Genomic DNA, 24618 nt, shown 5'->3' on the forward strand with positions numbered 1-24618 from the left:
GCAACCGCACACAGGCCGTGAAATCAACTCTGGCTAGGCGGGTATTGACCATGAGCATTGCTTCGCAATGAAGCGGGGGACGAACGGGTTGGGGCATTTACTGCACAGGATTGGTGCGGCGTGTCTTCGGTGATTAGCCAACCGATTGATAGTAAAGCGTTTATGCCACTGGCACGGGCCTTGCGAAGTCCAGGTGTCCGGGTGACAAGGAGTACGGCATGATCCGCACCTATTTTGATGAAATGTACGACGCTGGCGGCCTGGTCCGCCCGCACTATCGGGAGTTCGCCCGTTGGTTAGCTGAAACGCCTGACGAGCTTTTGGCACAACGGCGACGCGAGGCCGATCTGTTATTTCATCGTGCCGGGATAACCTTCACGCTCTATGGTGATGAGCAGGGGACAGAGCGCCTGATTCCCTTCGACACCATTCCCCGCAGCATCCCCGCCAGCGAATGGCGGATCGTTGAGCGCGGCTGTATTCAGCGGGTCAAGGCATTGAACATGTTCCTCGCCGACCTGTATCACGAGCAGCGCATCATCAAGGCCGGCATCATCCCGGCCGAACAAGTGCTGGCCAACGAGCAATACCAGCTCGCCATGCAAGGGCTGGATCTGCACCGCGATATCTATTCGCACATCTCTGGCGTCGATCTGGTGCGCGATGGCGACGGCACGTACTACGTGCTCGAAGACAATTTGCGCACGCCCAGTGGCGTCAGCTACATGCTCGAAGACCGCAAGATGATGATGCGGCTCTTCCCCGAGTTGTTCGCCGCCCAGCGCATCGCGCCCATCGATCATTACCCGAACCTGTTGCTCGACACGCTGAAAAGCTCCAGCCCGCTGGACAATCCGAGTGTCGTGGTACTGACTCCCGGGCGCTTCAACAGTGCGTTCTTCGAGCACGCGTTTCTGGCGCGGGAGATGGGCGTGGAGCTGGTGGAAGGCGCGGACCTGTTTGTGCGCGACGACAAGGTGTTCATGCGCACCACGGACGGGCCGAAAGCCGTCGACGTGATCTACCGTCGCCTCGACGATGCTTTCCTCGATCCGTTGGCGTTCAATCCGGATTCGATGCTCGGCGTTCCAGGACTGCTGTCGTCCTATCGCTCCGGCAATGTGGTGCTGGCAAATGCCATCGGCACCGGTGTCGCGGACGACAAGTCGGTTTATCCGTTCGTGACCGAGATGATTCGTTTCTACCTGGACGAAGAACCAATCCTGAAGAACGTGCCGACCTGGCAGTGTCGCAACCCGTCAGAGCTTTCTCACGTGTTGGCGAACCTGCCTGAGCTGGTGGTCAAGGAAACCCAGGGTTCCGGTGGTTACGGAATGCTGGTCGGGCCCGCGGCCACCGCCGCCGAAATCGAAGCGTTCCGCGCACGCATCAAGGCCAAGCCCCACGCGTATATCGCCCAACCGACGTTGTCCCTGTCGACCTGCCCGACGTTTGTCGAAAACGGCATCGCGCCGCGGCACATCGACTTGCGTCCGTTTGTCCTGTCTGGCCGCGAAACCCGGGTCGTACCCGGTGGCCTTACCCGTGTAGCCCTGCGCGAAGGATCCCTGGTGGTCAATTCGTCCCAGGGTGGCGGAACCAAGGACACCTGGGTGGTCGAGGATTGAAGGAAGCCTGCCATGTTAAGTAGAACCGCCTCGGATTTGTACTGGATGTCGCGTTACCTGGAACGGGCGGAAAACCTCGCACGGATGCTCGACATCAGTTATTCGCTGTCATTGATGCCGCAGGATGGGCGCGGCGATGGTCTGCACGAATTGGCGATGCCCTTGCTGATCACCGGCACGCTGGACGATTACCTTGAGCGCCACGGTCAATTGCATGCCGAGCGTTTGCTGCACTTCTTCGCCCTGGATGCAGCGAACCCGGCCAGCATCTACAGTTGCCTCGGCGCCGCGCGGGCCAGTGCTCACGCAGTGCGTGGGCGGATTACCGCCGACATGTGGGAAAACATCAACGCAACCTGGCTGGAGATTCGCGGTATCGCCGAACAGGGCCTCAGTCGCTATGGCATGAGCCGTTTCTGCGAGTGGATCAAAGAACGTTCCCACCTGTTCCGGGGCGCGTGCTACGGCACCATCATGCGCAACGATGCCTTTCGCTTCATTCGCCTGGGGACCTTCATCGAAAGGGCCGACAACACGCTGCGCCTGCTCGATGCCCGCTACGAAATGGCCGGTGATCAGGCCGAGGCGGTCAGCGATGGTACGGCCCACGCGTATTACCAGTGGAGTGCGTTGCTGCGGGCCTTGTCGTCGTTCGAGGCGTACACCGAGATCTACCGCGACGCGCCTGGCGCGAGGCACGTCGCCGAGCTGTTGCTGCTACGTGCCGACGTACCGCGTTCGCTGCGTGCCTGCACTGAGGAAATCGACCAGATCCTCGCCAGCCTGCCGGGGACCAATGGCCGTCCTGCGCAACGTCTGGCAGCAGAAGTGGATGCGCGGCTGCGTTACACCGGTATCAACGAAATCCTCGACGAAGGCCTGCACGCCTGGCTGACCGAGTTCATCCCGCTGGTGCGCCAGTTGGGCAACGCCATACACAGTTCCTATCTGGAGGCTGCATGAGACTTTCCATTAGCCACGAGACCACCTATCACTATGAAGATCAGGTGCGGGCAAGTATCCAGTATTTGCGATTGACGCCTCACGACAGCGAGCGTCAGCACGTACTGAGCTGGCGGCTCGACCTGCCACGGCCAGTGCGTGCGCAACTCGATCCGTTTGGCAACATCCTGCATGTGCTGACGATGGACGAGCCGCATGAGGCGATCATCATCGGCGCACGAGGGCTGGTGGACATTGATGAGTTGCGTGAGGCTGAGCATGAGAGCCAGTCAGCGCTGCCGTTCTTGCGTTTCACTCGACTGACCGAGGCGGATGAAGCGTTACGCGCATTCGCCGAGAAGCAATGTCACCAACGGCGCGATCGCACAGCGTTGATCGACTTGATGCATGGCCTCAACCAGCACATGACCTACACGCCGGGCTCCACCGAAGTCGACACCAGCGCCGCTCAAGCGTTCGCCGGGCGCGCCGGGGTCTGCCAGGATCACGCCCATGCGTTTCTTGCCTGCACGCGCAGCCTGGGGATTCCAGCGCGGTATGTGTCGGGTTATCTGTTCAGCGAAAATAGCGAACACCTGGCCAGTCACGCCTGGGCTGAAGCCTGGCTCGATGACGCGTGGTACAGCTTCGATGTCACCAATGAACTGGCCAAGCCCGAGCGTCATCTGAAACTGGCGGTGGGCCTCGACTATCTCGATGCCTGCCCGGTACGCGGCATGCGTCGTGGCGGCGGGGAGCAGATGCACGCCAAGGTGTTCGTCGCGCCGACGCCGGTGATCTCAGTGCAACAGCAGTAGCCCGTCCCTGATCGTTCCCACGCTCCGCGTGGTAACGCCGCCACGGACGCTCCGCGTTCGGCTCTGGATGTGACGCAGAGCGTTACGGGATGCATTCCCACGCGGGAGCGTGGGAATGATCGATAAGGGTTGTTTTAGAGTTTGATCAACACCGATTTCAACTCGGTGTAATGCTCGATCGCCGCATACCCCATCTCCCGGCCCACGCCGGACATCTTGTAACCGCCAAATGGCAGTGCCGGGTCGAGGGCGCTGTGACAGTTAACCCAGACCGAACCGGACTTGATCCGGGGAATCATCCGGTGCACGGCCGCCAGGTCGTTGGACCAGATACTCGCCCCCAAGCCATACGGACTGTCATTGGCCATGCGCAATGCATCGGCTTCGTCATCGAACGGAATCGCCACCAGCACCGGGCCAAAGATCTCTTCCTGAACCAGCGAATGCTTTTGATCGACGTCGACAATCACCGTCGGTTTGACGAAGAACCCGGGGCCGAATTGCTCACCGCCACAGGCAATGGTCGCGCCGCTTTCACGGCCCATTTCAATGTAGTTGTACACCCGCTCTTGCTGGCGCGCCGAGATCAGCGGGCCCATGTCGATGCTCGGGTCCAGGCCATTGCCGAGCTTCATCGCGTTGGCGATGCCGGCAATGTCGGCCACCACATTGTCGAAATGTTTGCGCTGCACATAGAGCCGCGAACCTGCGCAGCAGACCTGGCCCTGGTTGAAGAAGATCGCGCTGGCCGCCCCGGCAGCGGCACTGCCGAGGTTGGCGTCGGCCATGACGATGGTCGGCGATTTACCGCCCAGCTCCAGGGTGACCCGGGTCATGGAGTCCATGGCGATCTTGCCGATCTGCTTGCCGACGGCGGTGGAGCCGGTGAAGGTCAGTTTGTCCACTAATGGGTTATGGGTCAGCGCGGAACCTGCGGTGATCCCGGTGCCGGTGACTACGTTGAATACTCCGCTCGGGTAGCCGGCTTCCAGCACCAGCTCGGCGAGTTTCAATGCGGTCAGCGGCGTTTCATCCGCCGGTTTCAGTACCACGGTGCAACCGGTCGCCAGGGCCGGGCCGAGTTTCCAGCAGGCCAGCAGCAGCGGGAAGTTCCAGGCAACGATGGCGCCGACCACACCCACCGCTTCACGGCGGATAAAACTGTGGAATTGATCATCGGGCATCAATGGCAGCGAGACTTCAACGCTGGAGCCTTCGATCTTGGTCGCCCAACCGGCCATGTAGCGCAGGAAGTCGATGGACAGCTGCACATCCATGACTTGCGCCATGGCCGCGCTTTTACCGTTGTTCAGGCATTCCAGCTGCGCGAGCAGTTCAGCGTCGCGTTCCATCAGGTCAGCGAGTTTCCACAACAGGTTTTGCCGCTCCCGAGGTCGGGTGCGGGTCCAGGCCGAATCATCGAACGCATGACGCGCGGCGAGCACGGCGCGATCAACGTCGTCTGGCGTAGCCTTCGGGACAACGCACAGCACTTCGCCGGTTGCCGGGTTGTGCAAGGGCATGGTCTGGCCGTCGGCGGCCTCGACCCACTCGGCGCCGATCAGCATGCGTGGGGCGCGCTGGATGAACGCCGAAACGGCAGGAAGCAGATAAGGGAGTGGCATGGTAAGACCTCGTCTTGTTCGTGTGACGAGGTCTTTCGCAACGGTTGTGCCAGTTTACCGAAGGGCTGTATTTGGCGGGGTCCAGGGCCAAATACAGCAGAGAGGAGCGCACGGCGTTGTTGCAAACTGAGACACGGGTGAGACAGCTATAACCCTTGACGGCTCAACATGCGATCAATCACCGCCCACAGCTGCGGATCGTCAAAGTCCTCGATCACCAGATGCGCGCCGGCTGCCAGCAGCGTCTCGCGGCGTTGGCTGGTCACCAGGCCCACGGTGAAAATCCCGGCGTTCACTGCCGCTGTCAAGCCGGGGATCGAGTCTTCGAACGCCAGGGTCACTTCGGCGCTGGCCTGCAAACGTTCGAGGCCGGTGAGGTAGGGCAGGGGATCGGGTTTGGCGCGGGGCAGTTCCTCGGCGACCATGATATGTTCGAAACGCTCACGCAGACCCAGTGCTTGCAGCATGTGATCGGCGTTGGCCCTTGGCGCGTTGGTCACCACGGCGATGCCGATGTTTTGTTCCTTGGCGAAATCCAGTAAGCGCACCAGCCCGGCAATCGGTGTCAGTTGCGGCGACAGTTCACGGAAACGCACTTCCTTGCGTTCGGCGAACGCTTCGCGCTCGGCCACCGAGCGGTCCGGGAACAGGTAGCGACACATGTTGGCGTTGGCCTGGCCACTGACATGGGCTTCGAACTCGGCTTTGCTGAAGACCCGACCATCCTCCTCCAGCAACAGCTGTTGCAGCGCCAGCAGATGGAGCGCATCGGTGTCGGTCAGGGTGCCGTCGAGGTCGAAGAGCAAGGCATTGAGCATGGCGCAGTTCCCGTAGCTGAAGCGGTTAAGCGGATAGCGGGCCATCGTATACGCAGGGCGTCATCTATGCTCGTCTCAGAGTGCAACAGTTGTCGCGATATTAGACGCCGCGGACCTTTTTCAGCAGTGATCAAAATCCATTGTTTATGGCTAATTGATTGATTTTAAAGGCTATTAATAAGCTGGCACGCTCCGTGTATTGCTCCTTCGCAGACGTTTCTCCTGCCTCCGTCAGCGACCGGCTCGCCGACGGCAGAGACCCTGAAAACGATCATTCAAAAAATAAGAAAGCACCGTGCGAGGTTCGACGTTGATGAAGAGAAAACTCCGATCAGGCATGAGCGCCAGTCTGCTGGCGCTCGCTGCGTGTGCCGCCCTGCATGCTCCGCAAAGCATGGCGGCGCGTGACGCCCAAAGCATTCTCAAGGAAACCTGTCAGGGCTGTCACACCCCTGAAGCCGGCAATGCCTTGAGCCGTATCAGCCACCAGCGCAAAACCCCCGAAGGCTGGCTGATGAGCATCGCCCGGATGCAGACCATGCATGGTTTGCAGATCAGTGATGAGGACCGTCGCACGCTGGTCAAATACCTCGCCGATACCCAGGGCCTGGCACCGAGCGAAACCGATGGCGTGCGTTATGCGCTGGAGCGTCGGCTCAACACTGTCGAGCATTTCGACGACCAGACCAGTCAGATGTGCGGTCGCTGCCACTCCGGCGCGCGAATCGCCCTGCAACGGCGGCCTGCCCAGGAGTGGGAACGTCTGGTGAACTTCCACCTCGGCCAATGGCCGTCCCTGGAGTACCAGGCGCTGGCCCGCGACCGTGACTGGTTCGACATTGCCCGTAAAGACATGGTGCCGCTGTTGGCCAAGCGCTATCCGCTGGACAACCCGGCCTGGAAAAACTGGCAGAAAACCGCACCGAAAGCCGACGCGCTGGTGGGCGACTGGAGTTTCAGCGGCCACTTGCCGGGCAAGGGTGAACTGGCCGGCGTGATGAGCGTCAGCGCCTCGGGCGCCGACCAGTTCAAGGTCACGGTCAAAGGCCAATACGCCGATGGCAGCCCGTTCAACGGCGACGGCAGCGCGATTCTCTACAGCGGGTATGAATGGCGCGGCAACGTGACCATCGACGGGGTGGTCATGCGCCAGGTGTTTGCCGCCAAGGGCACTGAGCTGCAAGGCCGGATGTTTGAAGCCGAACACGATGAACGCGGCCTCGACTTTATCGCCGTCAAACAGGGTTCCAGCCGTTTGCTGGCGGTGCAGCCGGGTTACCTCAAGGTCGGTAGCGAGACTGAAGTCACCCTGATCGGCAGCGGCCTGCAAGGCACGCCGAACTTCGGCAGAGGTGTGCAAGTGGCGCAAGTGCTGGAGCAAAGTCCGGAGCGCATCAAGGTCAGGCTCAAAGCCGCCGCCGACGCCAAGCCGGGCGCGCGCGAGGTCACGATTGGCAACTTGAAAGGCGCGACGCTGGCGGTCTACAGCCAGATTGCCGAGGTCAAGGTGGTGCCGGAGTTTTCGGTAGCGCGGATCGGTGAGGGTGGCGGCTCGACGCCGAAAGTCCAGGGCCGTTTTGACGCCGAAGCCTGGGGCAAAGGCGTCGATGGCAAGCCGTACCGCATTGGTGTGTTTCCGGCGCAATGGAAGGTCGAAGCCTTTGATGACCGCGCCAAGGAAGATCAGGACGTCAAGTTCGCCGGCACCATGCAGGCCGACAGCGGCGTGTTCACCCCTGGCGATGCCGGGCCGAACCCTGCGCGCAAGATGTCCACCAACAACGCCGGCAACCTCAAGGTGATCGCCGCCGTCGACGACGCAGGGAAATCCCTGACCGGCGAGGGCCACATGATCGTCACCGTGCAACGCTGGAACAATCCACCCATTCCCTGATTTGAAAACGTGAGCTGGCTGACGTAACGGTTTCGGACACTTTTCAGGAATGACCGCAGGCCTCGCCAAACGGGGTTTGCACAGGAGGTTGTAATGGGCGCCATTTTGAATCTGGTCGAGCGCAATCTGCACGAAGTGCATGTCGATGCCGACCGCATGCTGTTCCATATCCCCAGCAGTTCGCTGTTCGCCAGCGATGAGCTGACCGGGACCATCATCGATACCTTGCGCGGTCCTGGCTGTTCCTCTGAGGACTTGATCGAGCGCTTGGCGGCACGCTTCAACGGTGAAGAAATCAGCGAAACCCTGCGCGAGTTGATCTCCCTGGAACTGGTCAGCGACGGCTCGCCGCTGACCCCGGACATCGGCACCAAACGGGTCGAACGCACGGCGATCAACACCGTGGTGCTCAACGTCAATACTGGCTGCAACCTGAGCTGCACCTATTGCTACAAGGAAGACCTCGACAAGCCGTCGGCCGGCAAGAAGATGGACGTCGACACCGCCGTCGCGTCAGTGGAAATGCTGCTGCGCGAATCCCCTGACGAAGAGCGTTTCACCGTGGTGTTCTTCGGTGGCGAGCCGTTGAGCAATCGCAAACTGATCGAGTACATGGTCGACTATTGCGAGAAGCGTTTTGCCGAGGCCGGCAAGTTCGTCGAGTTCGTCATGACCACCAACGCCACGCTGCTCACCGAGGAAACGGTCGATTACCTGAATGCCCATCGCTTTGGTTTGTCGGTGAGCATCGACGGACCGAAAACCGTGCACGACCGCAACCGCATCACCGTGGGCGGGCAGGGCACCTATGACGTGGTCCGGCGCAAGGCCGAGATGTTGCTGTCGCGCTATAACAGCCGCCCGGTTGGCGCGCGCGTGACCCTGACCACTGGCGTCACCGACGTCGAGACCATCTGGGATCACTTGTTTAACGAGCTGGGTTTTGCCGAAGTCGGTTTTGCCCCGGTGACCTCGGGTGACATCAGCAGCTTCAACCTGTCGAGCGACGAACTGATCGAAGTCTTCGCCAACATGAAAAAACTCGGCCGGCGTTATCTGCAAGCGGCGCTGGAGCATCGCAACATCGGTTTTTCCAACCTGCACCAGTTGATCACCGACATCCACGAGGGCCACAAGAAAGCCCTGCCGTGTGGCGCCGGGCTGAAGATGCTGGCGGTGGATCACAAGGGCGAACTCAACCTCTGCCACCGTTTCACCGGTTCGTCATTGCCGACCTTCGGCAACGTCCACAGCGGCGTGAAACAGGTTGAGTTGAACGATTTCCTGTCCCAGCGCCTGGACCGGACCAACACCGGCTGCGAAGACTGCCAGATCCGCAACCTGTGTTCCGGTGGCTGCTACCACGAGAGCTACGCCCGTTATGGCGACCCGACTCATCCGACCTATCACTACTGCGAACTGATGCGTGACTGGGTCGACTTCGGCATTGAGGTCTACACCCGGATCATGGCTCACAACCCTGCGTTTATCAGCAGTTACATCACTCCGCGCAAGGCTCACTGATATGAAACATCTCAAGGCAATCAATAACAAAGCGCAGAAGCTCGATCAGGCCGCGGCCGAAAACCGTATCGAAGAAGTGGTGGCCATGAGTTCCGTCGCCGGCTGCGCCTCGACCACCGATCCGGGTTGGGAAATCGACGCCTTTGGCGGTGTGTCGTCGCTGTGCCAACCGATGGAAGCTGACCTTTATGGCTGTTCCGACCCTTGCTGGTGGCCGGCCCAAGTGCCGGACATGATGAGCACCTACCCAGACTGGAACAAGGACGCCCAAGCTTCCAACGAGAGCTGGCGCAACCTGGGCACCGTGTTCCCTAAAGACAAGTAATCGGACCGAAGAAGGATTCCAGCATGCTTCGCATCAATGCCTGCGGCCTGGCCGCTTCCGCCCTCCTGAGTGTCTGCTCACTCAGTGTTCTGGCCGATGAAAACACTGTGCTTCAAAATGGTCACGAGTACATGCTGACCACCAATTACCCGAACAACCTGAACGTCATCGACCTTAAAACCGATAGCTTGTACAAGACCTGCAAACTGCCGGACGCCTTTGGCCCCGGCACTATTCAGCTGTCGCCGGACCGCAAGACCGCCTACGTGCTGAACAACCACTACGCGGACATTTACGGCGTCGAACTCGACAGCTGCAAGCAGGTGTTCCATGCCAGCATCACCCAGCAACCGGGGGAGAAGGCGCGGTCGATGTTCGCGTTCACCCTCAGCCACGACGGCAAGGAGCTGTACACCGTCGCCAACCCGACCTTGATGCTCAATGATCACTATGAAGTGCAACCGCCGCGGCTGGATGTCTACGCCACCGATGCCGGCATGAGCGCCAAACCGCTGCGCAGTTTCCCGGCACCGCGTCAGTTGACCATCATGCAAAGCGGTGATGACGGCACGCTGTATGTGGCGGGTGCGGACATCTACAAGGTCAACGTGAAGACCGGCAAGTTCGACGTGCTGATCCCCAGTCGCCACTGGAAACGTCCGAACTACAGCGCACCGGACGTGCTCTACGTGTGGAACCAGCAGACGTATCGGCATGATTTTTCGCTGCTCTACACCACGGCGAAATTCAAGGACAAGAAACAGGACCCGGCCACTGCCGAAAACCTCTATGGCCTGTTCAGCATCGACCTGAAAACCGGCAAGACCGAAACCACCGATTTCGGCCCGCTGACCGAGATCTACTTCAGCGGCATGCGCTCGCCGAAAGACCCGAACCTGATGTTCGGCGTGCTCAATCGTCTGGCCAAGTACGACATCAAACAGAAGAAGCTGCTGCAGTCGGCAAACCTGGATCACTCCTACTACTGCATTTCCTTCAACAAGGACGGCAGCAAGATCTACCTGGCCGGGACTTTCAACGACGTGGCGATCTTTGATGCCGACAGCCTGCAACAGATCGGCAGCATCAAAATGCCGGGTGGTGACATGGCGATCACCACGGCGCAGGTGTTCGTTCGGTAATCGCGGTGCCTGCACGGACGCTATCGCGAGCAAGCCCGCTTCCGCTCTGGATCGGGCTTGCTCGCGAAGAGGCACTTACAGACGCTCGAACATCAAACCCCGGGAACCGGGCAACTCAGGTCACCTTCCTGGCACTCGAGGTAAGTCTTGAAGGCCTCGACACGTTTTAGCGTCAGCCCGGCCAGGCAGTTGCTGTAGATCATCGGGTAAACGCTGCCGCCAGCCACCCCGGACGCCGAGAACTCGCACTCGGCATCGCGGAACGCCACCCAGGCACGCTGTGCACCGACCAGCAGTTTTTTGCTCTCGAGGTTGTCCTTCAAGCGGTCATTGATCTGCTTGTAGAGGGCGTTGAGCTGGGTGTCGGCCTTCTTGTAATCCTTGGCGGCACACTCGCTCATCGTGCGTTGGTCGGCGGCATTAGCGCAGTCGTCGGCGTGAGCGAAGGGCGCCAGCAACAGCGGCGCAAGTGCCAGTAAAAAACGTGGAGGCATGGAAAGCTCGCGTGGGTCTTCGAGGAGTTGAATAGGCTGATTGAAGTGCAGTCGCCACACTTGTGCAACCCGTGGCGGTGGTTATTCGGCAGACTCGGTCATTCCTTCATAAGCCAGCCATGGCACATCGTGAGAGGTCCAGATGTGTGCCTGCGGCGTCATCTGCGGATCATCATCAAGGGTCGCCACCCGCACAATTACATGCGGCTGAGCCAAACGCTCGGCCACCAGGTGCGAGCCGCACTGCGAACAGAAGTGCCGCAGCTTGCCGGGCGAGGACTCGAAGGATGACAACTTATCCAAACCTTTGACCCAACGAAAATGCTCGCGCATGACCCCGGCCGTCGAAGCGAATGCCGCCGCATGCGCCTTGCGACAGGTATGGCAATGGCAGTGGCTGATCGGCATGTCGAGGCTGTCGAGTTCATAGGTGATGGCCTTGCACAGGCAACTGCCGTGGAGTGTTTTCATGCTGATTCATCCTTTGAAAAGTGGTGCTTTGCGTAGGGTATTTCTTTTAGGGCGATCGGATAAGTCCGAGACGCGCCGACTAAAAAGTTCCAGTGACAGGAACACATGCCGGGTTTGGTCTACGCTGCGAAACTGGAAATCATCATCCAGCACTGCGACAAGGAGGTCTGCATGCGCCCTATGGCATGTGCGCCAATTATTCTGGCGTTCACTTCTACCTTTGCGTTATCGGCGATAGCCGCACAACCCGCCCTCGATCCTATCGAGACCCTGAATCGAATCAACCGCAACTACAACACGCTGAATAACGACTGCAAGGAAATCGATTCCGGGGCCGCGCGCGGTCATTATTATTGCAGCGGCGTGACGCTGCGCATGGTCAATGACGGGCCCTTCAATCCCTGGGATTACAGCCCTTATGCGATCAAGATCGGTGCGACCTCTTACTCCTGGATTCGCAAGGACCTGAGCACCAGCATTCTGATTCATCCCGCCGGTTTCATCATGCGCACCCCAACGGATGCGGCGGCGTTGAACCGGCCGGTCAAGGAGCAGGGTTGGACCTGCATCTATGCTTTCGATGGCGGCACCGGACCGGAACGCAAGTGGTATGGCTGCGGCTTCTTTGACAGTAAGGAGCCACCCAGAAACGCCCAGGGCACGCTGAACAACAAGAATGCCCAGTGGGCTTACGGCACCTGTGCCGAAGTCGGGGTCACCACCGCAGAAAAGTGGAGCCAGCAATACACCGGGCTGTTAAAGGGCCCCATCCAGTCCAGCCAGTGTTCCTGGAATGCCGAAAAACCCAGTGATTGGAATGCCATGATCCGGGTGCATGAGTCCCGTGCAACCACCACCATGAAGGACCCGTTTTCGATCAAGACCCAAGTCAACGAGTTCATGCTCAAAAACGCTTCCGCCACCAACGATGGCAGCGAGAACATGAAGTACATCGATGCCTTCATCTACAACGTCAACAGCACGCAAAACTTCGCCACCCGAGGCGACCAGGCGCCGCCCAAGCCGGAAGACGGTCTGAAGAGTGCGCGCAACTTCCAGAAAAAATTGAATGACCAGGGCTACCCAGTACCGATTCTGCGCCTGGACTTCACCAAGCCCCCAGAGCAGCGCTTCAGCTACGTGGCCGCCGATCAGGTGATCGCACTGAACGCCAACGCTCCCGTTGACCCGGTCGCCAGCACACCGCCCCGTCAGTACATCGCGTCGGCCAACTGGGTCAAACGCTATGACCCCGGCACCCGCAAGGATGAATGGACCTTGAGCGTCGTACCCACCGCCGAGGGGCGGGCGCTGCCGAGTAATCAATTGAGCGCGTTGTACGACGAACTGTTCGCCATGAAGGGCAGCGACCAGAACTGGCGTGAAGAAGAAAAGTCTGCCGGCAGCATGCGTCAGCAACTGAACTGCGTGCTGGTCAATTACCGCAGCAAGACGCCGTGGAACCTGGAGCCTTTCAGGCCCACTGTTTCAGACAGTGAAGCGAAAGCGGCCGGTTGCAACCCGGTCCCGCGCTGAACGAGAAGGACATGACGGCCTGCACTGGCCGTCCCGTTTCAACCACCAGGAGGGATCCCTATGAAAGGAATCAAAGCACCCATTGCCAGCGCTGTTGCCATCGCTGGCCTGTCATTTTTTTCCACGGCCCACGCCGATTTGGGCAGCGATACGGTTACCCGTCTCAACCAACTCTATAACGACACCCGGCAAGATTGCGGCGGGCCATCCAAACCGGCGTTTCTGTGTTCGGGTGTGCTGTTTCGGGCGACCTGGCCTTCGACCGATTACCAGTTCTACAGCATCAGCCCGAAAAGCCAGGCGAGTGGCGGGGTATCCGCCTCGTATCTGCGCAAGGATTCGAAGTTCCGCAAGCTGGCCTATGGGCTCAAGAGCGGCTTCATTTTCGACACCATCTTCGGTAACCCCAAGGACCATCAGGATTACGCCGTGTTGTGTTCGTTCCCGATCGATGCAGCCACCGATGATCGCGGGCAACAAGGTTGCACCGACTCGCGGCGAACCCCCGGCAACGTGGAAAAATTCTGTCACGAACAAGGCGTGGCCACTGCCGAGCAATGGGCTGCCAATTACCAGCAGAACAGGGGGGATCATTCACGCCAATGCTCATTCGACGTACGTGATGAACGCAACAGTGCCTCGGGCCCGGCCTTCTACCAAAGCATCCGCGCGATGAGCAAGATTGCTGCCGAATCGTTCGGCACCCAGAACGAACTGCGCTTGGCCAAGTGGGAAGAGAGTCCGCCGAAATCTCCATCGATCCTTGCACTGTTCTATACCGAAGACAGCGGCCTGGAGGGCGCCCGGCTTAATCAGATCCAATGGTACAAGGCGGTGCAGCAGCACTTGCCGGTCATCAACATGAAATTGCCGCAAACCCCTCAACAAGACGCAGCCTTTGTCTACGACAGTAAAAAGCAGGTGATCTACCCCACGACTGAAAAGAACGGCTGTGATCGCTACGTACAAAGCGCAAGCTGGGTTGAGCGTGACGACCCGGGCTTTGGCAAGAAGGTCATGACCCTCGAAGTGACGCCGACCGATTGCGGCAGAAAGGTACAGGACGGCCAGACCAACAACTTCTTCAACGAACTGGCTGCCGATCACTACCTGGACGCGAACTGGAAAGACAACCCGGACAACCGTGACAGCAACATCGGCAGCATGCGCCGCCAGTTGGTCTGCCATTTCAACATTGCCCGCAACAAGCCTGAGTGGAACCTGGAACCTTCCAGACCTTACACCTCCAATGAAGACTCCATCGCCAAGGGTTGCAACAACACCTGATACGCAGACAGGCAGTGAAGATCGACCCCAATGGCGATTGCGCAACCTGAAGGCTGCGCAATCGCCATTGGGGCCTGGTGTTGATCACAGGAGGTGACGCATGAACCCGGCGGCAAAACCTGGCGGTCGGATCAGTCGTGAGTGTGGTGGGTGTTTGATGCCTGTAACAATGCGTCGGCTGTCGTTTCAATCTCATCGTGCATGTGCAGCTTCGCAAGCCAACTCTTGGGGATTCCTTTTACACCGTAAAAAGCTCCGGCCAACTGCCCGACAATAGCGGCGGTAGTGTCAGCATCATCACCCAGGTTGGCGGCTTGCAGAATGGCGTCTTCGAAGCTGTCGGTGTGATGGAAACACCACAGCGCCGCCTCTAACGAGGCAACGCAGTAGCCTGTACCCACGATCTCGGATTTTGGTTTGGCGAGATAGTTGCCACTGGCAATCGCGGCGACTTTGGGTTCTGAAAAGTGTCCGTGGCCCAAGTGCCGTAAATCCGATTTCGACGCGCCCTGCAATGCTTCGCAAATCAATCCAGCGAACAACTGGCAGCATTCGATGGCTTCAGGCGCAGCGTGAGTGGTTCGAGAGCTATCGCTGGAAAACGTCCTGACATGGCCTATAGCAGGGAAGTAAAACAGCACCACTGGTGCCAATCGCATCAGCGAACCGTTACCTGCGCTGAACGGATCGGTCGATCCGGCGAATGGATTGCCGGTTTCCTGATAATGAGTCAGGGCTTCGCGCACGGTCATGCCGATATCAAAGCAGTCGCCAGTCGAGCTCAGGTAACCCCATTGCCACCAATTGAGATAGCGCCCCATCTGGTCGAAGGCGTCAAAACCATTTTTTGTGAGCAGGCTTTCGGCCAGGCACAGCGCCATCGACGTGTCATCGGTCCACTGGCCCGCTTTCAGATTGAACGGGCCGCCACCTACCATATCGGTGAGCGCCGGGAACGACCCGCGCGGTTTGAACTCTACGCTTGTACCGACTGCGTCGCCGCAAGCCAGCCCCAGCAGGCAGCCGCGATAACGCTCCGAAAGGGTAAGCAACATGAAGCATCCTTGTTCTGGGCCAGTTCACTGGCGACGTTAGCATTTCCAGGCGCCATGACAGAAAGGTAAAGCCTGTCTGAATGTTTTATGCAACCAGAAAGTTGCGCATTCAGCTATCCGGGCCTAGTGTTCATCAAAGGAGGTGACCTATGCACTCATCAGATCGCATCGAAAGAAAGATCCTGCTCAAGGCTCCACGCTCCACCGTCTGGCGCGCCCTGGCCAATGCCGAGTCCTTCGGCAAGTGGTTTGGTGTCGCGCTCGAGGGCAAACGCTTTGTTGCCGGTGAGCGAACCCGGGGGCAAATCACTTATCCGGGCTATGAACATCTGGTCTGGGACGTGCAGGTGGTGCGGGTCGAGCCCGAGCGGGTATTTGCGTTTCGCTGGCATCCGTATCCGGTGGACCCGACCGTGGACTATTCGTCGGAGCCTACCACCCTGGTGCTGTTCGAGCTCGAAGACATGGAGGGCGGCACGTTGCTGAAGGTCGTCGAATCCGGTTTCGATAACATTCCGGAAGAACGCCGTTTGAAAGCCTTCCGCATGAACAGTCGTGGCTGGGATGAACAAATGACCAACATCGAGACGTACCTTGCCACCCCCTGACGCCTTAACGCTGGATACGCCGTCGGCCACTACTGCGCTGGGCCGCTCGGCGCTGACCTTCGCCGCACTCGGCGACGAAACCCGGCTGCGGTTGATCGATGTGTTGTGCGGCGGCGGGGCGATGTCGATTGCGCAACTGACCGCTGGCACCGACATCAGCCGTCAGGCCGTGACCAAACACCTGCGGGTGCTGGCTGACGCCGGCCTGGTGCGTGACACCAAGCGGGGGCGTGAGCGCCGATGGGTCTTCGAGCCGACGCAACTGGACGAGGCTCGCCGCTCGCTGGAAGTGATCAGCCAGCAGTGGGACCACGCGTTGGTGAGTCTGAAATCCTTTGTCGAACAATGAATTGCGAGCCGAAACTCGCACCTCAAGTGCTTGAGACCTGAGGTCTCTAAGGGTTTTCGGAAGTGCTGTAATGGCGAATGTCTTACACGAAGTAGCAGCTATGTCTCCTGTTTCAGATTGGATCCGAAGCGTAATCTACACCCATCAACTGAAGCGCAGGACGCGCTCAGGGTCATGGATGATCGACCATTTGCAAGGATCGCAGCGACAGGATGTCGTCATGGTCTTGAAAACCCGCTTCGGCGGGTTTTTTTTTTGCCTGCAGGAAATGGCCCATTGGGGCTGAACCTGACGTATAGCCAATGGCTTACGCACGGCCGATGGTATGTCGTCTTTTGCGCCTGTGGATTCAGGCCTAATCTGACTCCATCAACTGCAGCGCAGGACGCGCTCAGGGTCATGGATGACCGACCATTTGCAAGGAATGCAGCGACAGGATGTTGTCATGGTCTTGGAAAACCCGCTTCGGCGGGTTTTTTAATGGGCGTTGTAAAAGTCTGTTTCAGACCTGACCAAGCGCTTAACCGAGACGTGCAGCCACACGCTCGGTGATCAGCGTGCGCTGATTGAGCGAGGCGGCAGCTCGCCGACGAGCTTCCTCCAGCACGGCTTTTGGTGCGCTTTGCGGGTCGCCCGAGTTGAAGGGTGGTGCGGGCGCGTATTCGAGTTGCAGTTGCACCAGCTGCGCCACGTCATCGCCATACAATTCAGCGGCCAGGGTCAGGGCAAAATCGATCCCCGCCGTGATCCCGCCACCGGTCAGCAGATTGCCGTCGCGTACCACCCGCTCCCGAACCGGAATGGCGCCTAACAGGCTCAGCAATTCATGATAGGCCCAGTGGGTCGTCGCACGTTTTCCCTTGAGCAAACCCGCCGCGCCGAGCACCAATGCACCGGTGCACACCGAAGTCACGTAGCGTGCCTGGGCGGCGTGTTTGCGAATGAATGCCAGGGTTTGTGGATCTTCCATCAACGGCCCGACGCCGCTGCCTCCGGGAATGCAAATCACATCCAGGTCGGGGCAGTCATCGAACGTGGTGGTCGGCTTCAGGACCAGGCCGGTGCTTGCCGTCACGGGGACCAGGTCCTTCCAGATCAAATGCACCTTTACGTCCGGCAGCGAGGCCAACACATCGTAAGGTCCGGTCAGGTCCAGTTGCTGCACCTGTGGAAACAACAGAAAACCGATCTGCAACGTCATGACGCTATCTCCTTGGTCTGCGTGTTCACACCCTTATTGGGTGGACGGTTTGACTGTAGGCTCGTAGGATTTGGCGTATACGCCAATCAGCCCTCGAATTACGCCAATCATGCCGAACTCACCGAAAACCGTTCATGTGCTGGCCTTCGCCAATGTGCAATTGCTCGACGTCACCGGGCCATTGCAGGTGTTTGCCTCGGCCAATGACATGGCCGCGCAGCGAGGATTACCGCCGCCCTATGCGCCGACGGTGATTGCCGATGGCGGCGGGGCGGTGATGTCCTCGGCCGGCTTGGCGCTGTTGGCCGAACCGTTGCCGAGCGAACCTTCCGACACGCTGATCATCGCGGGTGGCTGGGGTGTTTACACGGCGGCCGAAGACGCGGTGCTGGTGGACTGGGTGCGTCAACAGGCTGCGGTTTCCCGGCGTGTGGCGTCGGTGTGTACCGGGGCGTTTTTACTGGCCGCCAGCGGCTGGCTCGACGGTCGTCGCGTGGTCACCCACTGGACCCGCTGCGATCAGCTGGCGCAAAAGCACCCGCAACTGCGGGTCGAGCCCAACCCGATCTTTATCAACGACGGCCCGGTCTGGACCTCGGCCGGGGTTACGGCCGGCATCGACCTGGCGTTGGCGCTGGTGGAAGCAGATCTGGGGCGCGGGATCGCCCTGGAAGTCGCCCGGCAACTGGTGGTGTTCCTCAAGCGTCCGGGTGGCCAGTCACAGTTCAGCGTAACGCTGGACCTGCAACAGCACGGCAATCGCTTTGATGAACTGCACGCCTGGATCGCCGAAAACCTCTCTCTGGACCTCGGCATCCCGGCGCTGGCGCTGCAAGCGGGCATGAGCGAACGCAGCTTTATCCGACACTACCGCGCCGACACCGGCCAGACCCCGGCGCGGGCCATCGAACTGATCCGCGTCGAAACCGCACGACGATTGCTGAGTGACACCGGAGTGCCGATCAAACGGATCGCCGTGCAATGCGGGTTTGGCAGCGAAGAAACCCTGCGCCGCAGTTTCCTGCGGGCCATGGGGGTGACACCGCAGGCGTACCGCGAGCGGTTTTCGCGCGAAGACTGCTGTGCCACAGAGACCTGCGAGATGTAAGGCTTGCGCTTACTTCACCAACGTCAACTCACCATCGCAATACCGCACTTCACGGCCTAACCACGCCAGATCGACCTGGGGCAGCACCGCCGAGGGTTTGCGCAATTCACGCAGCAAGGTCGAGCCGTGGGACAAGCGTCCGCCCATGCGTGCGATCACTGCCCGCGCGGTCTGGTAGTGCGCGTGTCGTCCGGGGTCCAGGGTGTCTTCAAGCAGAATGTCGTCACCCAGAATGCCCTGGACCTGCCCCGGATAGATCATGAACCCCGTGGCCTGCTCGGTGCCTTCACGACCGTCCTGCCAGAAGCTGCCGTCACGCGTGCGAATGTCCGGATGGGGTCCGAACCAGTGCGCCCGATCCGCCATCGGCATGGCATGGTGCAGGCGAAAGAACAGCCGCATCAGGTTGTCGCGATACCACTCGCGCACTTGCAGGTAGTAACCGCGCAAGCCTGGCGCACCCGCTGAATGAGCCAGGTGGATGGCCCGGGACCATCGCGGGAATGCCTGCAACGGTAGCTCGGTCGGTGCCGGGCGTGGCGTCGCCGGATCGGTTTCCCATGGCAGTCGATGTGGGCTGTGCTCAAGGTCGTCATACGCCGTCGGTGGGCGCCCCAGCAGATCGCCACCACTGCTGGCCAACGCTGTGGCGATACACAGGTTTCCCTGCACCACAAACACATAGAACCGGGTAAACCAGTCGGCGAGTTGCTGGCCGTCGGCGCTTTGCGCGATCAGGTCTGTCAGCTCCTGGTCGAAGCGCTGCAATCGTTTTTCCAGCGTCAGCAAATGCCCGCGAGCGATGCGTTGCATACGCAGCAATAACGGCAACGAACGCAATACACGCAGAGGCCGCCAAGGCAGCTCCGGCGTCGCGCCACCGACTTCACCGGCGTAGCTGCTGGCGGAGATCCCCCAGTCCGCCAGGCGCGCGAGAAACAGGTCGTTGTTGATATAGGAGGCGCCGCCGAACACCGCAGTGAACGGCTCGTTGTCCTGCAATACGCGTGGGTCCCAGCGCGCCATGATCGCCGGAATACTGGCCGCTGCACGTCGTTGGGCGTACTCCACCAGACGGCTCGGTTGTGGCGGCAGGATTTCGGCGATGTTGGCGGCGGTCAGGTGCCGACGCCAGCCGTAATCGCTGATCGGCCGGTATTGCAGCAACCACAGTTGCGTACCGTCCCAGGCCCATTCGACGTCGCCGGGCACATAGTGGAAGACCCGCAACACGTTCTGTAAAAAGCGCCACAGCAGGTTCGCGGTCAAGCCATGGGATGGCTTGAATGTGTCGCTGCTCCAGGAGGTACCGAGCCGCGAAACAATCGCCCGCTGCGGACTCACCTGGCCGTCGGCCAGTGACTCGAGGTGACCCTCGACCCATTCCAGCTCGACCGAGAGATGACGTACAAAGGCAATCCCGGACAGCAGGGGAGTGATGAAGCGTTGCACCACGACTTCTTCGACCCCGGACGAACTCAACTCGGCAATCCGCGCAGGCACGCTGTGCGTTGGTTCACGCAGGAACGTGGTGCTCAAACCGGCGTTCGCCGCATCGGCCTGATCCTCTCCATAGCTGGAAGAGCGCACCGCCCAAGTGGCATTCGGTTGGCCGGCGAGAAACGCCGGCAAGCGTGAATCGTTGCAGTCATTGAGGGACAGCGCAGGGGGAACGGCTTGCCCGGCCAGTGTCGCCAGTTGCAAGCGCCCGCCCTTGGTGTGCGCGACGAAGCCGCGCTCACCCGATTCCAGCCACTGCGCGAACTCGGCGGGTGAGTCGATCCATGGATAATGGCCCCATCCGGGTTTCAGGCTGATGGTCAAATCGGCACGGGCCAGAATCGCCGACCATGCAGCGGCTTGCTCGATGCCCAGTACTTTGTCCTGATCGCCCCAGACCAGCTCGACCGGATCGTTGATCCATTCCAGCAATGGCAGCGCAGTGTCCGCTCGCACCAGATCCCAGTGCGGTACAAAAGCCCGGCAACGCTCATAGCCGGCGCCCATGCGTCGGTACTGCGCGGGTGTCCAGGTCTGGCTGGAAAACTTGTGCGCAAACAGCGTGGGTTTGTTCGCCAGTAACCAGTGGATGGTCTTGCGAATGGGCAGTGGTGACATCAACGCCGGCAGACGTCGTTGCCACAAAAACGCCCCCACCGGCGCCAGCAAAACACTCCTGCAAAAGTGCCCCGGTTGCCGTTGCAGCGCATGCAATACCAGCAACGCATTCACGCCGACCGCCATGATTGCGCTGCCTTTGACGGTCGCTGCCAGCAACGCCTGAGCGTAGGCGGCGAGGTCCTCGCAGGGCGCTTGAGGGTTGTTCCCGAAACCTGGCAGTTCCAGCGGCACCACCTGATAGCGCTGAAAGTACGGCAGCACATCATCCCACCAATCAGCAGCGCTGCCGTTGCCGGCCAGCAGGTACAGAAGGGGCTTGCTCATCAACAATCCTCAGGCCAGGTCGCGCAGGGCAGCGTCGAGGGTCGGGTAATGGAACGTATAGCCGGCCTCGGTCAGGCGATTTGGCACCACCCGTTGACCGTCGAAGAACAACTGCGCCATTTCGCCAGCCAGGGCACGCACCGGGGCCGCCGGGATGTGGAGCCACACGGGGCGCTTCAGGACTTTACCGACGCTGTCGGCGAACACCGCCTGACTGACCGCATCCGGCGCGACCAGGTTGTAGGTGCCGCTCAGGCGGTTGTCGTCGAATGCACGGGCGATCACTTGAATAACATCGTCGCGGTGCACCCAGCTCATGATCTGCTGGCCATCGCCCATGCGCCCACCGAAACCCAAACGGAATGGAATCAGCAACGGCAACAACGCGCCGCCCGGGCCGAACACCACACCCAGACGCATGACCACCTGACGCACGCCGAGTTCGCTGGCCGGTTGCGCGGCGGCTTCCCAGCGTGAGCACAGCTCAGCCATGAAACCCTCGCCCTTGGTGGCACTTTCATCAAGGCTTTCACTGGCGTCACGCACGCCGTAAAAACCGATGGCCGAGGCCTGAACCCACAGCGCCGGTTTATGTCGGGCATTCTTCAACCAGGTCATCAACCCTTGCGTGGTGTTGACCCGACTGGCCAGCAATTGCGCCTGACGCTTGGCACTCCAGCGCGGACCGGCAACCGGTGCGCCCGCCAGATTGATCACCACATCGAAGGTTTCGTTGTAGCCCAGTTTGCTCAGCGAGCGCAGGCAGCGAGCACGGCCGTCAAACAGGTAAGCGGCTTTCAACGGATCGCGGGCCAGCACGCTGACGGTGTGGCCGGCGTCGAGCAGTTGATTGACCAGGGTTTCACCGATAAATCCGGTGCCACCGGTGACCAGTACACGCTTATAGGCAAGCCCCGCGAACGGGTTAGCCGGTTTGCCTTCGCGCTGCATGCGGAGCGCTGCCAATCCATCGCGAATACCAGAAGCGGTGACGCCGATCGCAAACAGCGTCAGCAACCAACCGCGCCAGCCGAAATCGATAGGGCTCAGGGCGGTAGGCAGCGTTGCCCATTGCGCCAGTTGCACACCGTATAACGCGAAGAACGCACCGCCATTGACCGCCAGTACCGTGTGCATGATGCGCTCGATGGCCGGCAACTTGCGGCTGCGATCCTCGACCACGAAGTCCCACAGTGTCAGGCCGATCTCCAGCGCGAACAGCAGCGCAATGACAATTGCCCACGTGCCCTGGAAGGCCAGGTGTGCCATGCCCAGAAACAGGATGCCGTAGAAACATGAACGCAACGCGTGGATCGACAGCTCCAGCCGTGCGCTGTGGCGATAGGGCAGGGCGACGGTCAGTTCGTGGTGATAAAGGGTATCCAGCGCACCCAGAACAGCTTGGGCAATCAACAGCGTGAGCGCCCAGTCCAGAAGGGAAAAATCAGCCATGGTCGGATTCACTCAATACATTGACAGGGGGAGGACGGCGGTCATGGCGATACAGCCAGAACAGGGGCGGCAGCAGGGTGAGCAGCGCAAAGCTGTCAATCCACAAGTGTGACCAGACGTTGGCCTGAATCGAAATCAGCATGTCCTGAGGGGCCCAGAGCACGATCCCGGCAATTAACCAGCCCCACGCCATAGGGCTTTCAAGGCGGTTGCCGATGTGCAACAGCGCCAGCATGTACAGCGAGTAACTTTGCAGGGTGGCGCCGAACAACGCCAGCCACCAGACCTGTTGTGCGCGGGCAGCAGCAGGCGCGGCGTCTGCCCAGAAGCCCTGTTCGATGATTTGCAGATAGCCATCGAGCAAACCCGAGTGGCCAGCCCAGGTCAGCATGACGCTGACAAGCAGATGCGCCATGGCGGCGGCATACAACCAACCCACCAGCGTGCGCCGGAGGGTAGAAGAGGTGGGTAACATTCCTTGTCCTGATCGCGTCCTTTGGGGCGGCAAGTGTAACGATGTTTTGCCCGGCTTAGTGCTGAAAAGCGAGACGTGGCAAAGGGGGGACTTTAGGGCAAGGTCGTGAATCAGGATGATTGGCCCACTTGTGGGCGGGCCATCAGGTCGGCGCCTAGGCTTCCATTTCCGACGGTTGGTTGAAGTATTTCGAGCGGTCGGGGGTGAAGGTCACGACCATTTTGGTGCTGGAGCAGGTCATCGACCGTTCCTGAGTCAGGTCGATGTCCAGGTCTTCACCGCGCAGGCCTTGCCATTGGGCGAGGTATTTGAGGGAGCCGAATTTATCGCGCTTCTTCAGGCTGCGGCTGACGCCACCTTTCCAGCCGAGCACCGGGAGTTCGCCGGCCAGGCAGCGTTTTGCAAGATCGGGGAATTTGGCGGCACGTTCGCGGCCGACTTCCCAACATTTGATCAGGCCTTTGTCGTCGGCTTCCCACAGTTGATCCCGGGTCAGGCCCGAGCGGGGAGGTGCTTTGATGCTGCAGTGGATGCGATGGCTCATTCTGGTTCCTTGAATGCGGGTTTTTGTAGAACAGCTCCGCTGTACCCGTTGAGGGGGCGATGGTATGAGGCGGATGGTTGGCATGCAACCGCATATTTCAGAGTGCGGCGAGGTGAGTTGTTTAGTGTTTGTAGGGGGCAGGGCTATTCATCATTAAACGCGTTTCGTCAGGTAGACCGCGTCTTCGTTCATCGCGGGCAAGCCTTGCTCCTACAGAAGCGGTGTTGACCGGGGAATTCTCCGACGAGGTTTTCAGGTTGTGGTTAGGAAGGGCACGGGACTAGTGTTTGCGGGTCGCTGCCAATTCAGCGGCCGGGTTTGGTCACCTGTTCAATGTCAGGCGCATGAGCGCCAACCTAAGCATGTCGGCGCTTTTTTTTGCACTTGCCGTTATGCTTCGCGGTGGGCTGTGCGCGGGGCACTTTCGAGTGCGCCGGGTGCCTGACTTCCCGGTTGACCAACCTGCGTACCGCCCACCACCCATCGTTTGGTCACGATGCTGGTGAGCTTCATGAATGTCAGGAGTTTTACCCATGGTCAAGATCACCCCCAATCCCCCCGAAAACCCCAGCGTTTCCCCATACGATTCCCTCGATTCCAGCAAGCTGCATGAAGCCGCCGAACGTGCGCTGGATTACCACTTACCACCGTTCACCCCGCCACCGAAACTCGATACCCGGCCGGGCAAAATGTTTGTGGTCATACCCGATGTCGATAACGAAACCTTGCTGGCCCACGCCAGCGAAACCCTGGCATCGGTGAATGTGTTGGCCAGCGATCTGGCCTTTGAACTGGAAGGTTCGCGGCGTCATGTGGCGTTGGCGATTCAGCAGATGATTGTACTGAGCGAGTTGCTGGTAAATCGGGCGCTGGATAA

Annotated in this window: 23 protein-coding genes; 13 read left to right on the forward strand and 10 right to left on the reverse strand. The window is 59.9% G+C overall.

Translation table 11 applies throughout. The features are described 5' to 3' along the window. Positions 1-218: 218 nt before the first annotated feature. From AC1RJ3_RS27260 to AC1RJ3_RS27270, 3 genes are read left to right on the forward strand one after another with little or no spacing between them, the layout of a single operon-like run. Positions 219-1628 carry a circularly permuted type 2 ATP-grasp protein gene (locus AC1RJ3_RS27260; RefSeq protein ID WP_103317616.1) on the forward strand — a complete coding sequence of 470 codons (1410 nt, stop codon included), beginning with the start codon at positions 219-221 and terminating at the stop codon, positions 1626-1628. Positions 1629-1640: 12 nt separating this feature from the next. After that, complete coding sequence (locus AC1RJ3_RS27265; RefSeq protein WP_216743253.1) at positions 1641-2591, forward strand: alpha-E domain-containing protein; 951 nt, start codon at positions 1641-1643, stop codon at positions 2589-2591. Further along, positions 2588-3388: a transglutaminase family protein gene (locus AC1RJ3_RS27270; RefSeq protein WP_493081527.1), complete on the forward strand. Its 801-nt coding sequence runs from the start codon at positions 2588-2590 to the stop codon at positions 3386-3388. Before AC1RJ3_RS27265 ends, AC1RJ3_RS27270 begins: the two co-directional genes overlap by 4 nt. A 134-nt stretch (positions 3389-3522) precedes the next feature. Here AC1RJ3_RS27270 and AC1RJ3_RS27275 read toward each other — a convergent pair whose 3' ends face one another. Together AC1RJ3_RS27275 and AC1RJ3_RS27280 are read right to left on the reverse strand one after the other, a co-directional pair. Beyond that, positions 3523-5013 carry an aldehyde dehydrogenase family protein gene (locus AC1RJ3_RS27275; protein WP_493081529.1) on the reverse strand — a complete coding sequence of 497 codons (1491 nt, stop codon included), beginning with the start codon at positions 5011-5013 and terminating at the stop codon, positions 3523-3525. A gap of 146 nt (positions 5014-5159) precedes the next feature. Continuing rightward, the gene (locus AC1RJ3_RS27280; RefSeq protein WP_493081531.1) at positions 5160-5831 is read right to left on the reverse strand and encodes an HAD family hydrolase; all 672 of its coding nucleotides are present in this window, start codon (positions 5829-5831) and stop codon (positions 5160-5162) included. A 313-nt stretch (positions 5832-6144) separates the two neighbouring features. On the opposite strand from AC1RJ3_RS27280, the gene peaA reads away from it, so the two are divergent. The 4 genes from peaA (at position 6145) to peaD (ending at position 10716) form a co-directional block, all read left to right on the forward strand. Continuing rightward, positions 6145-7725 carry a quinohemoprotein amine dehydrogenase subunit alpha gene (gene peaA / locus AC1RJ3_RS27285; protein WP_493081533.1) on the forward strand — a complete coding sequence of 527 codons (1581 nt, stop codon included), beginning with the start codon at positions 6145-6147 and terminating at the stop codon, positions 7723-7725. 93 nt (positions 7726-7818) lie between these two features. Next, positions 7819-9249 carry a quinohemoprotein amine dehydrogenase maturation protein gene (gene peaB / locus AC1RJ3_RS27290; RefSeq protein WP_493081535.1) on the forward strand — a complete coding sequence of 477 codons (1431 nt, stop codon included), beginning with the start codon at positions 7819-7821 and terminating at the stop codon, positions 9247-9249. A 1-nt stretch (position 9250) separates the two neighbouring features. Next, positions 9251-9574 carry a quinohemoprotein amine dehydrogenase subunit gamma gene (qhpC, locus tag AC1RJ3_RS27295; RefSeq protein WP_054596428.1) on the forward strand — a complete coding sequence of 108 codons (324 nt, stop codon included), beginning with the start codon at positions 9251-9253 and terminating at the stop codon, positions 9572-9574. A 23-nt stretch (positions 9575-9597) separates the two neighbouring features. Next, positions 9598-10716 carry a quinohemoprotein amine dehydrogenase subunit beta gene (peaD, locus tag AC1RJ3_RS27300; RefSeq protein ID WP_493081537.1) on the forward strand — a complete coding sequence of 373 codons (1119 nt, stop codon included), beginning with the start codon at positions 9598-9600 and terminating at the stop codon, positions 10714-10716. A 92-nt stretch (positions 10717-10808) separates the two neighbouring features. On the opposite strand, the gene AC1RJ3_RS27305 is transcribed toward peaD, so the two are convergent. After that, entirely contained in the window at positions 10809-11210 is a 402-nt protein-coding gene (locus AC1RJ3_RS27305; RefSeq protein WP_347927483.1) for a lysozyme inhibitor LprI family protein, read from the reverse strand. Between the two features lie 81 nt (positions 11211-11291). Next, complete coding sequence (locus AC1RJ3_RS27310) at positions 11292-11681, reverse strand: GFA family protein (protein ID WP_054596431.1); 390 nt, start codon at positions 11679-11681, stop codon at positions 11292-11294. 171 nt (positions 11682-11852) lie between these two features. Between AC1RJ3_RS27310 and AC1RJ3_RS27315 the strand changes: the two genes are divergently transcribed. Next, entirely contained in the window at positions 11853-13217 is a 1365-nt protein-coding gene (locus AC1RJ3_RS27315) for a DUF2599 domain-containing protein (RefSeq protein WP_493081540.1), read from the forward strand. 60 nt (positions 13218-13277) lie between these two features. Beyond that, positions 13278-14504, forward strand: a complete 1227-nt coding sequence (locus AC1RJ3_RS27320; protein ID WP_054596432.1) for a DUF2599 domain-containing protein — start codon at positions 13278-13280, stop codon at positions 14502-14504. 131 nt (positions 14505-14635) lie between these two features. Here AC1RJ3_RS27320 and AC1RJ3_RS27325 read toward each other — a convergent pair whose 3' ends face one another. After that, positions 14636-15559, reverse strand: a complete 924-nt coding sequence (locus AC1RJ3_RS27325) for an ADP-ribosylglycohydrolase family protein (RefSeq protein ID WP_493081542.1) — start codon at positions 15557-15559, stop codon at positions 14636-14638. Positions 15560-15708: 149 nt separating this feature from the next. Between AC1RJ3_RS27325 and AC1RJ3_RS27330 the strand changes: the two genes are divergently transcribed. Both AC1RJ3_RS27330 and AC1RJ3_RS27335 read left to right on the forward strand, forming a co-directional pair. After that, positions 15709-16167, forward strand: coding sequence for an SRPBCC family protein (locus tag AC1RJ3_RS27330; protein ID WP_493081544.1), 459 nt, complete (start codon positions 15709-15711; stop codon positions 16165-16167). Next, complete coding sequence (locus AC1RJ3_RS27335; RefSeq protein WP_493081546.1) at positions 16154-16516, forward strand: ArsR/SmtB family transcription factor; 363 nt, start codon at positions 16154-16156, stop codon at positions 16514-16516. The genes AC1RJ3_RS27330 and AC1RJ3_RS27335 overlap by 14 nt, the downstream gene beginning before the upstream one ends. Before the next feature lie 520 nt (positions 16517-17036). Here AC1RJ3_RS27335 and inhA read toward each other — a convergent pair. Continuing rightward, positions 17037-17717, reverse strand: a complete 681-nt coding sequence (inhA, locus tag AC1RJ3_RS27340; RefSeq protein WP_493081548.1) for an isonitrile hydratase — start codon at positions 17715-17717, stop codon at positions 17037-17039. Between the two features lie 109 nt (positions 17718-17826). Between inhA and AC1RJ3_RS27345 the strand changes: the two genes are divergently transcribed. Further along, a complete protein-coding gene (locus AC1RJ3_RS27345) occupies positions 17827-18825 on the forward strand; it encodes a GlxA family transcriptional regulator (protein ID WP_493081550.1) in 999 nt (332 codons plus the stop codon). A 9-nt stretch (positions 18826-18834) separates the two neighbouring features. Here AC1RJ3_RS27345 and AC1RJ3_RS27350 read toward each other — a convergent pair whose 3' ends face one another. From AC1RJ3_RS27350 to AC1RJ3_RS27365, 4 genes are all read right to left on the reverse strand, one after another. Further along, positions 18835-21270, reverse strand: coding sequence for an alpha/beta hydrolase (locus AC1RJ3_RS27350; RefSeq protein WP_493081552.1), 2436 nt, complete (start codon positions 21268-21270; stop codon positions 18835-18837). Positions 21271-21279: 9 nt separating this feature from the next. Beyond that, positions 21280-22722, reverse strand: coding sequence for a TIGR01777 family oxidoreductase (locus AC1RJ3_RS27355; protein ID WP_493081554.1), 1443 nt, complete (start codon positions 22720-22722; stop codon positions 21280-21282). After that, positions 22715-23197, reverse strand: a complete 483-nt coding sequence (locus tag AC1RJ3_RS27360; protein ID WP_493081556.1) for a cell division protein — start codon at positions 23195-23197, stop codon at positions 22715-22717. The genes AC1RJ3_RS27355 and AC1RJ3_RS27360 overlap by 8 nt, the downstream gene beginning before the upstream one ends. Before the next feature lie 154 nt (positions 23198-23351). After that, positions 23352-23741, reverse strand: a complete 390-nt coding sequence (locus AC1RJ3_RS27365; protein ID WP_493081558.1) for a hypothetical protein — start codon at positions 23739-23741, stop codon at positions 23352-23354. 533 nt (positions 23742-24274) lie between these two features. Between AC1RJ3_RS27365 and AC1RJ3_RS27370 the strand changes: the two genes are divergently transcribed. Beyond that, on the forward strand, positions 24275-24618 hold a 344-nt coding region (locus tag AC1RJ3_RS27370; protein ID WP_493081560.1), incomplete at its 3' end, for a DUF6124 family protein.

The organism is Pseudomonas sp. GW822-FHT04C11 (assembly GCF_058800905.1).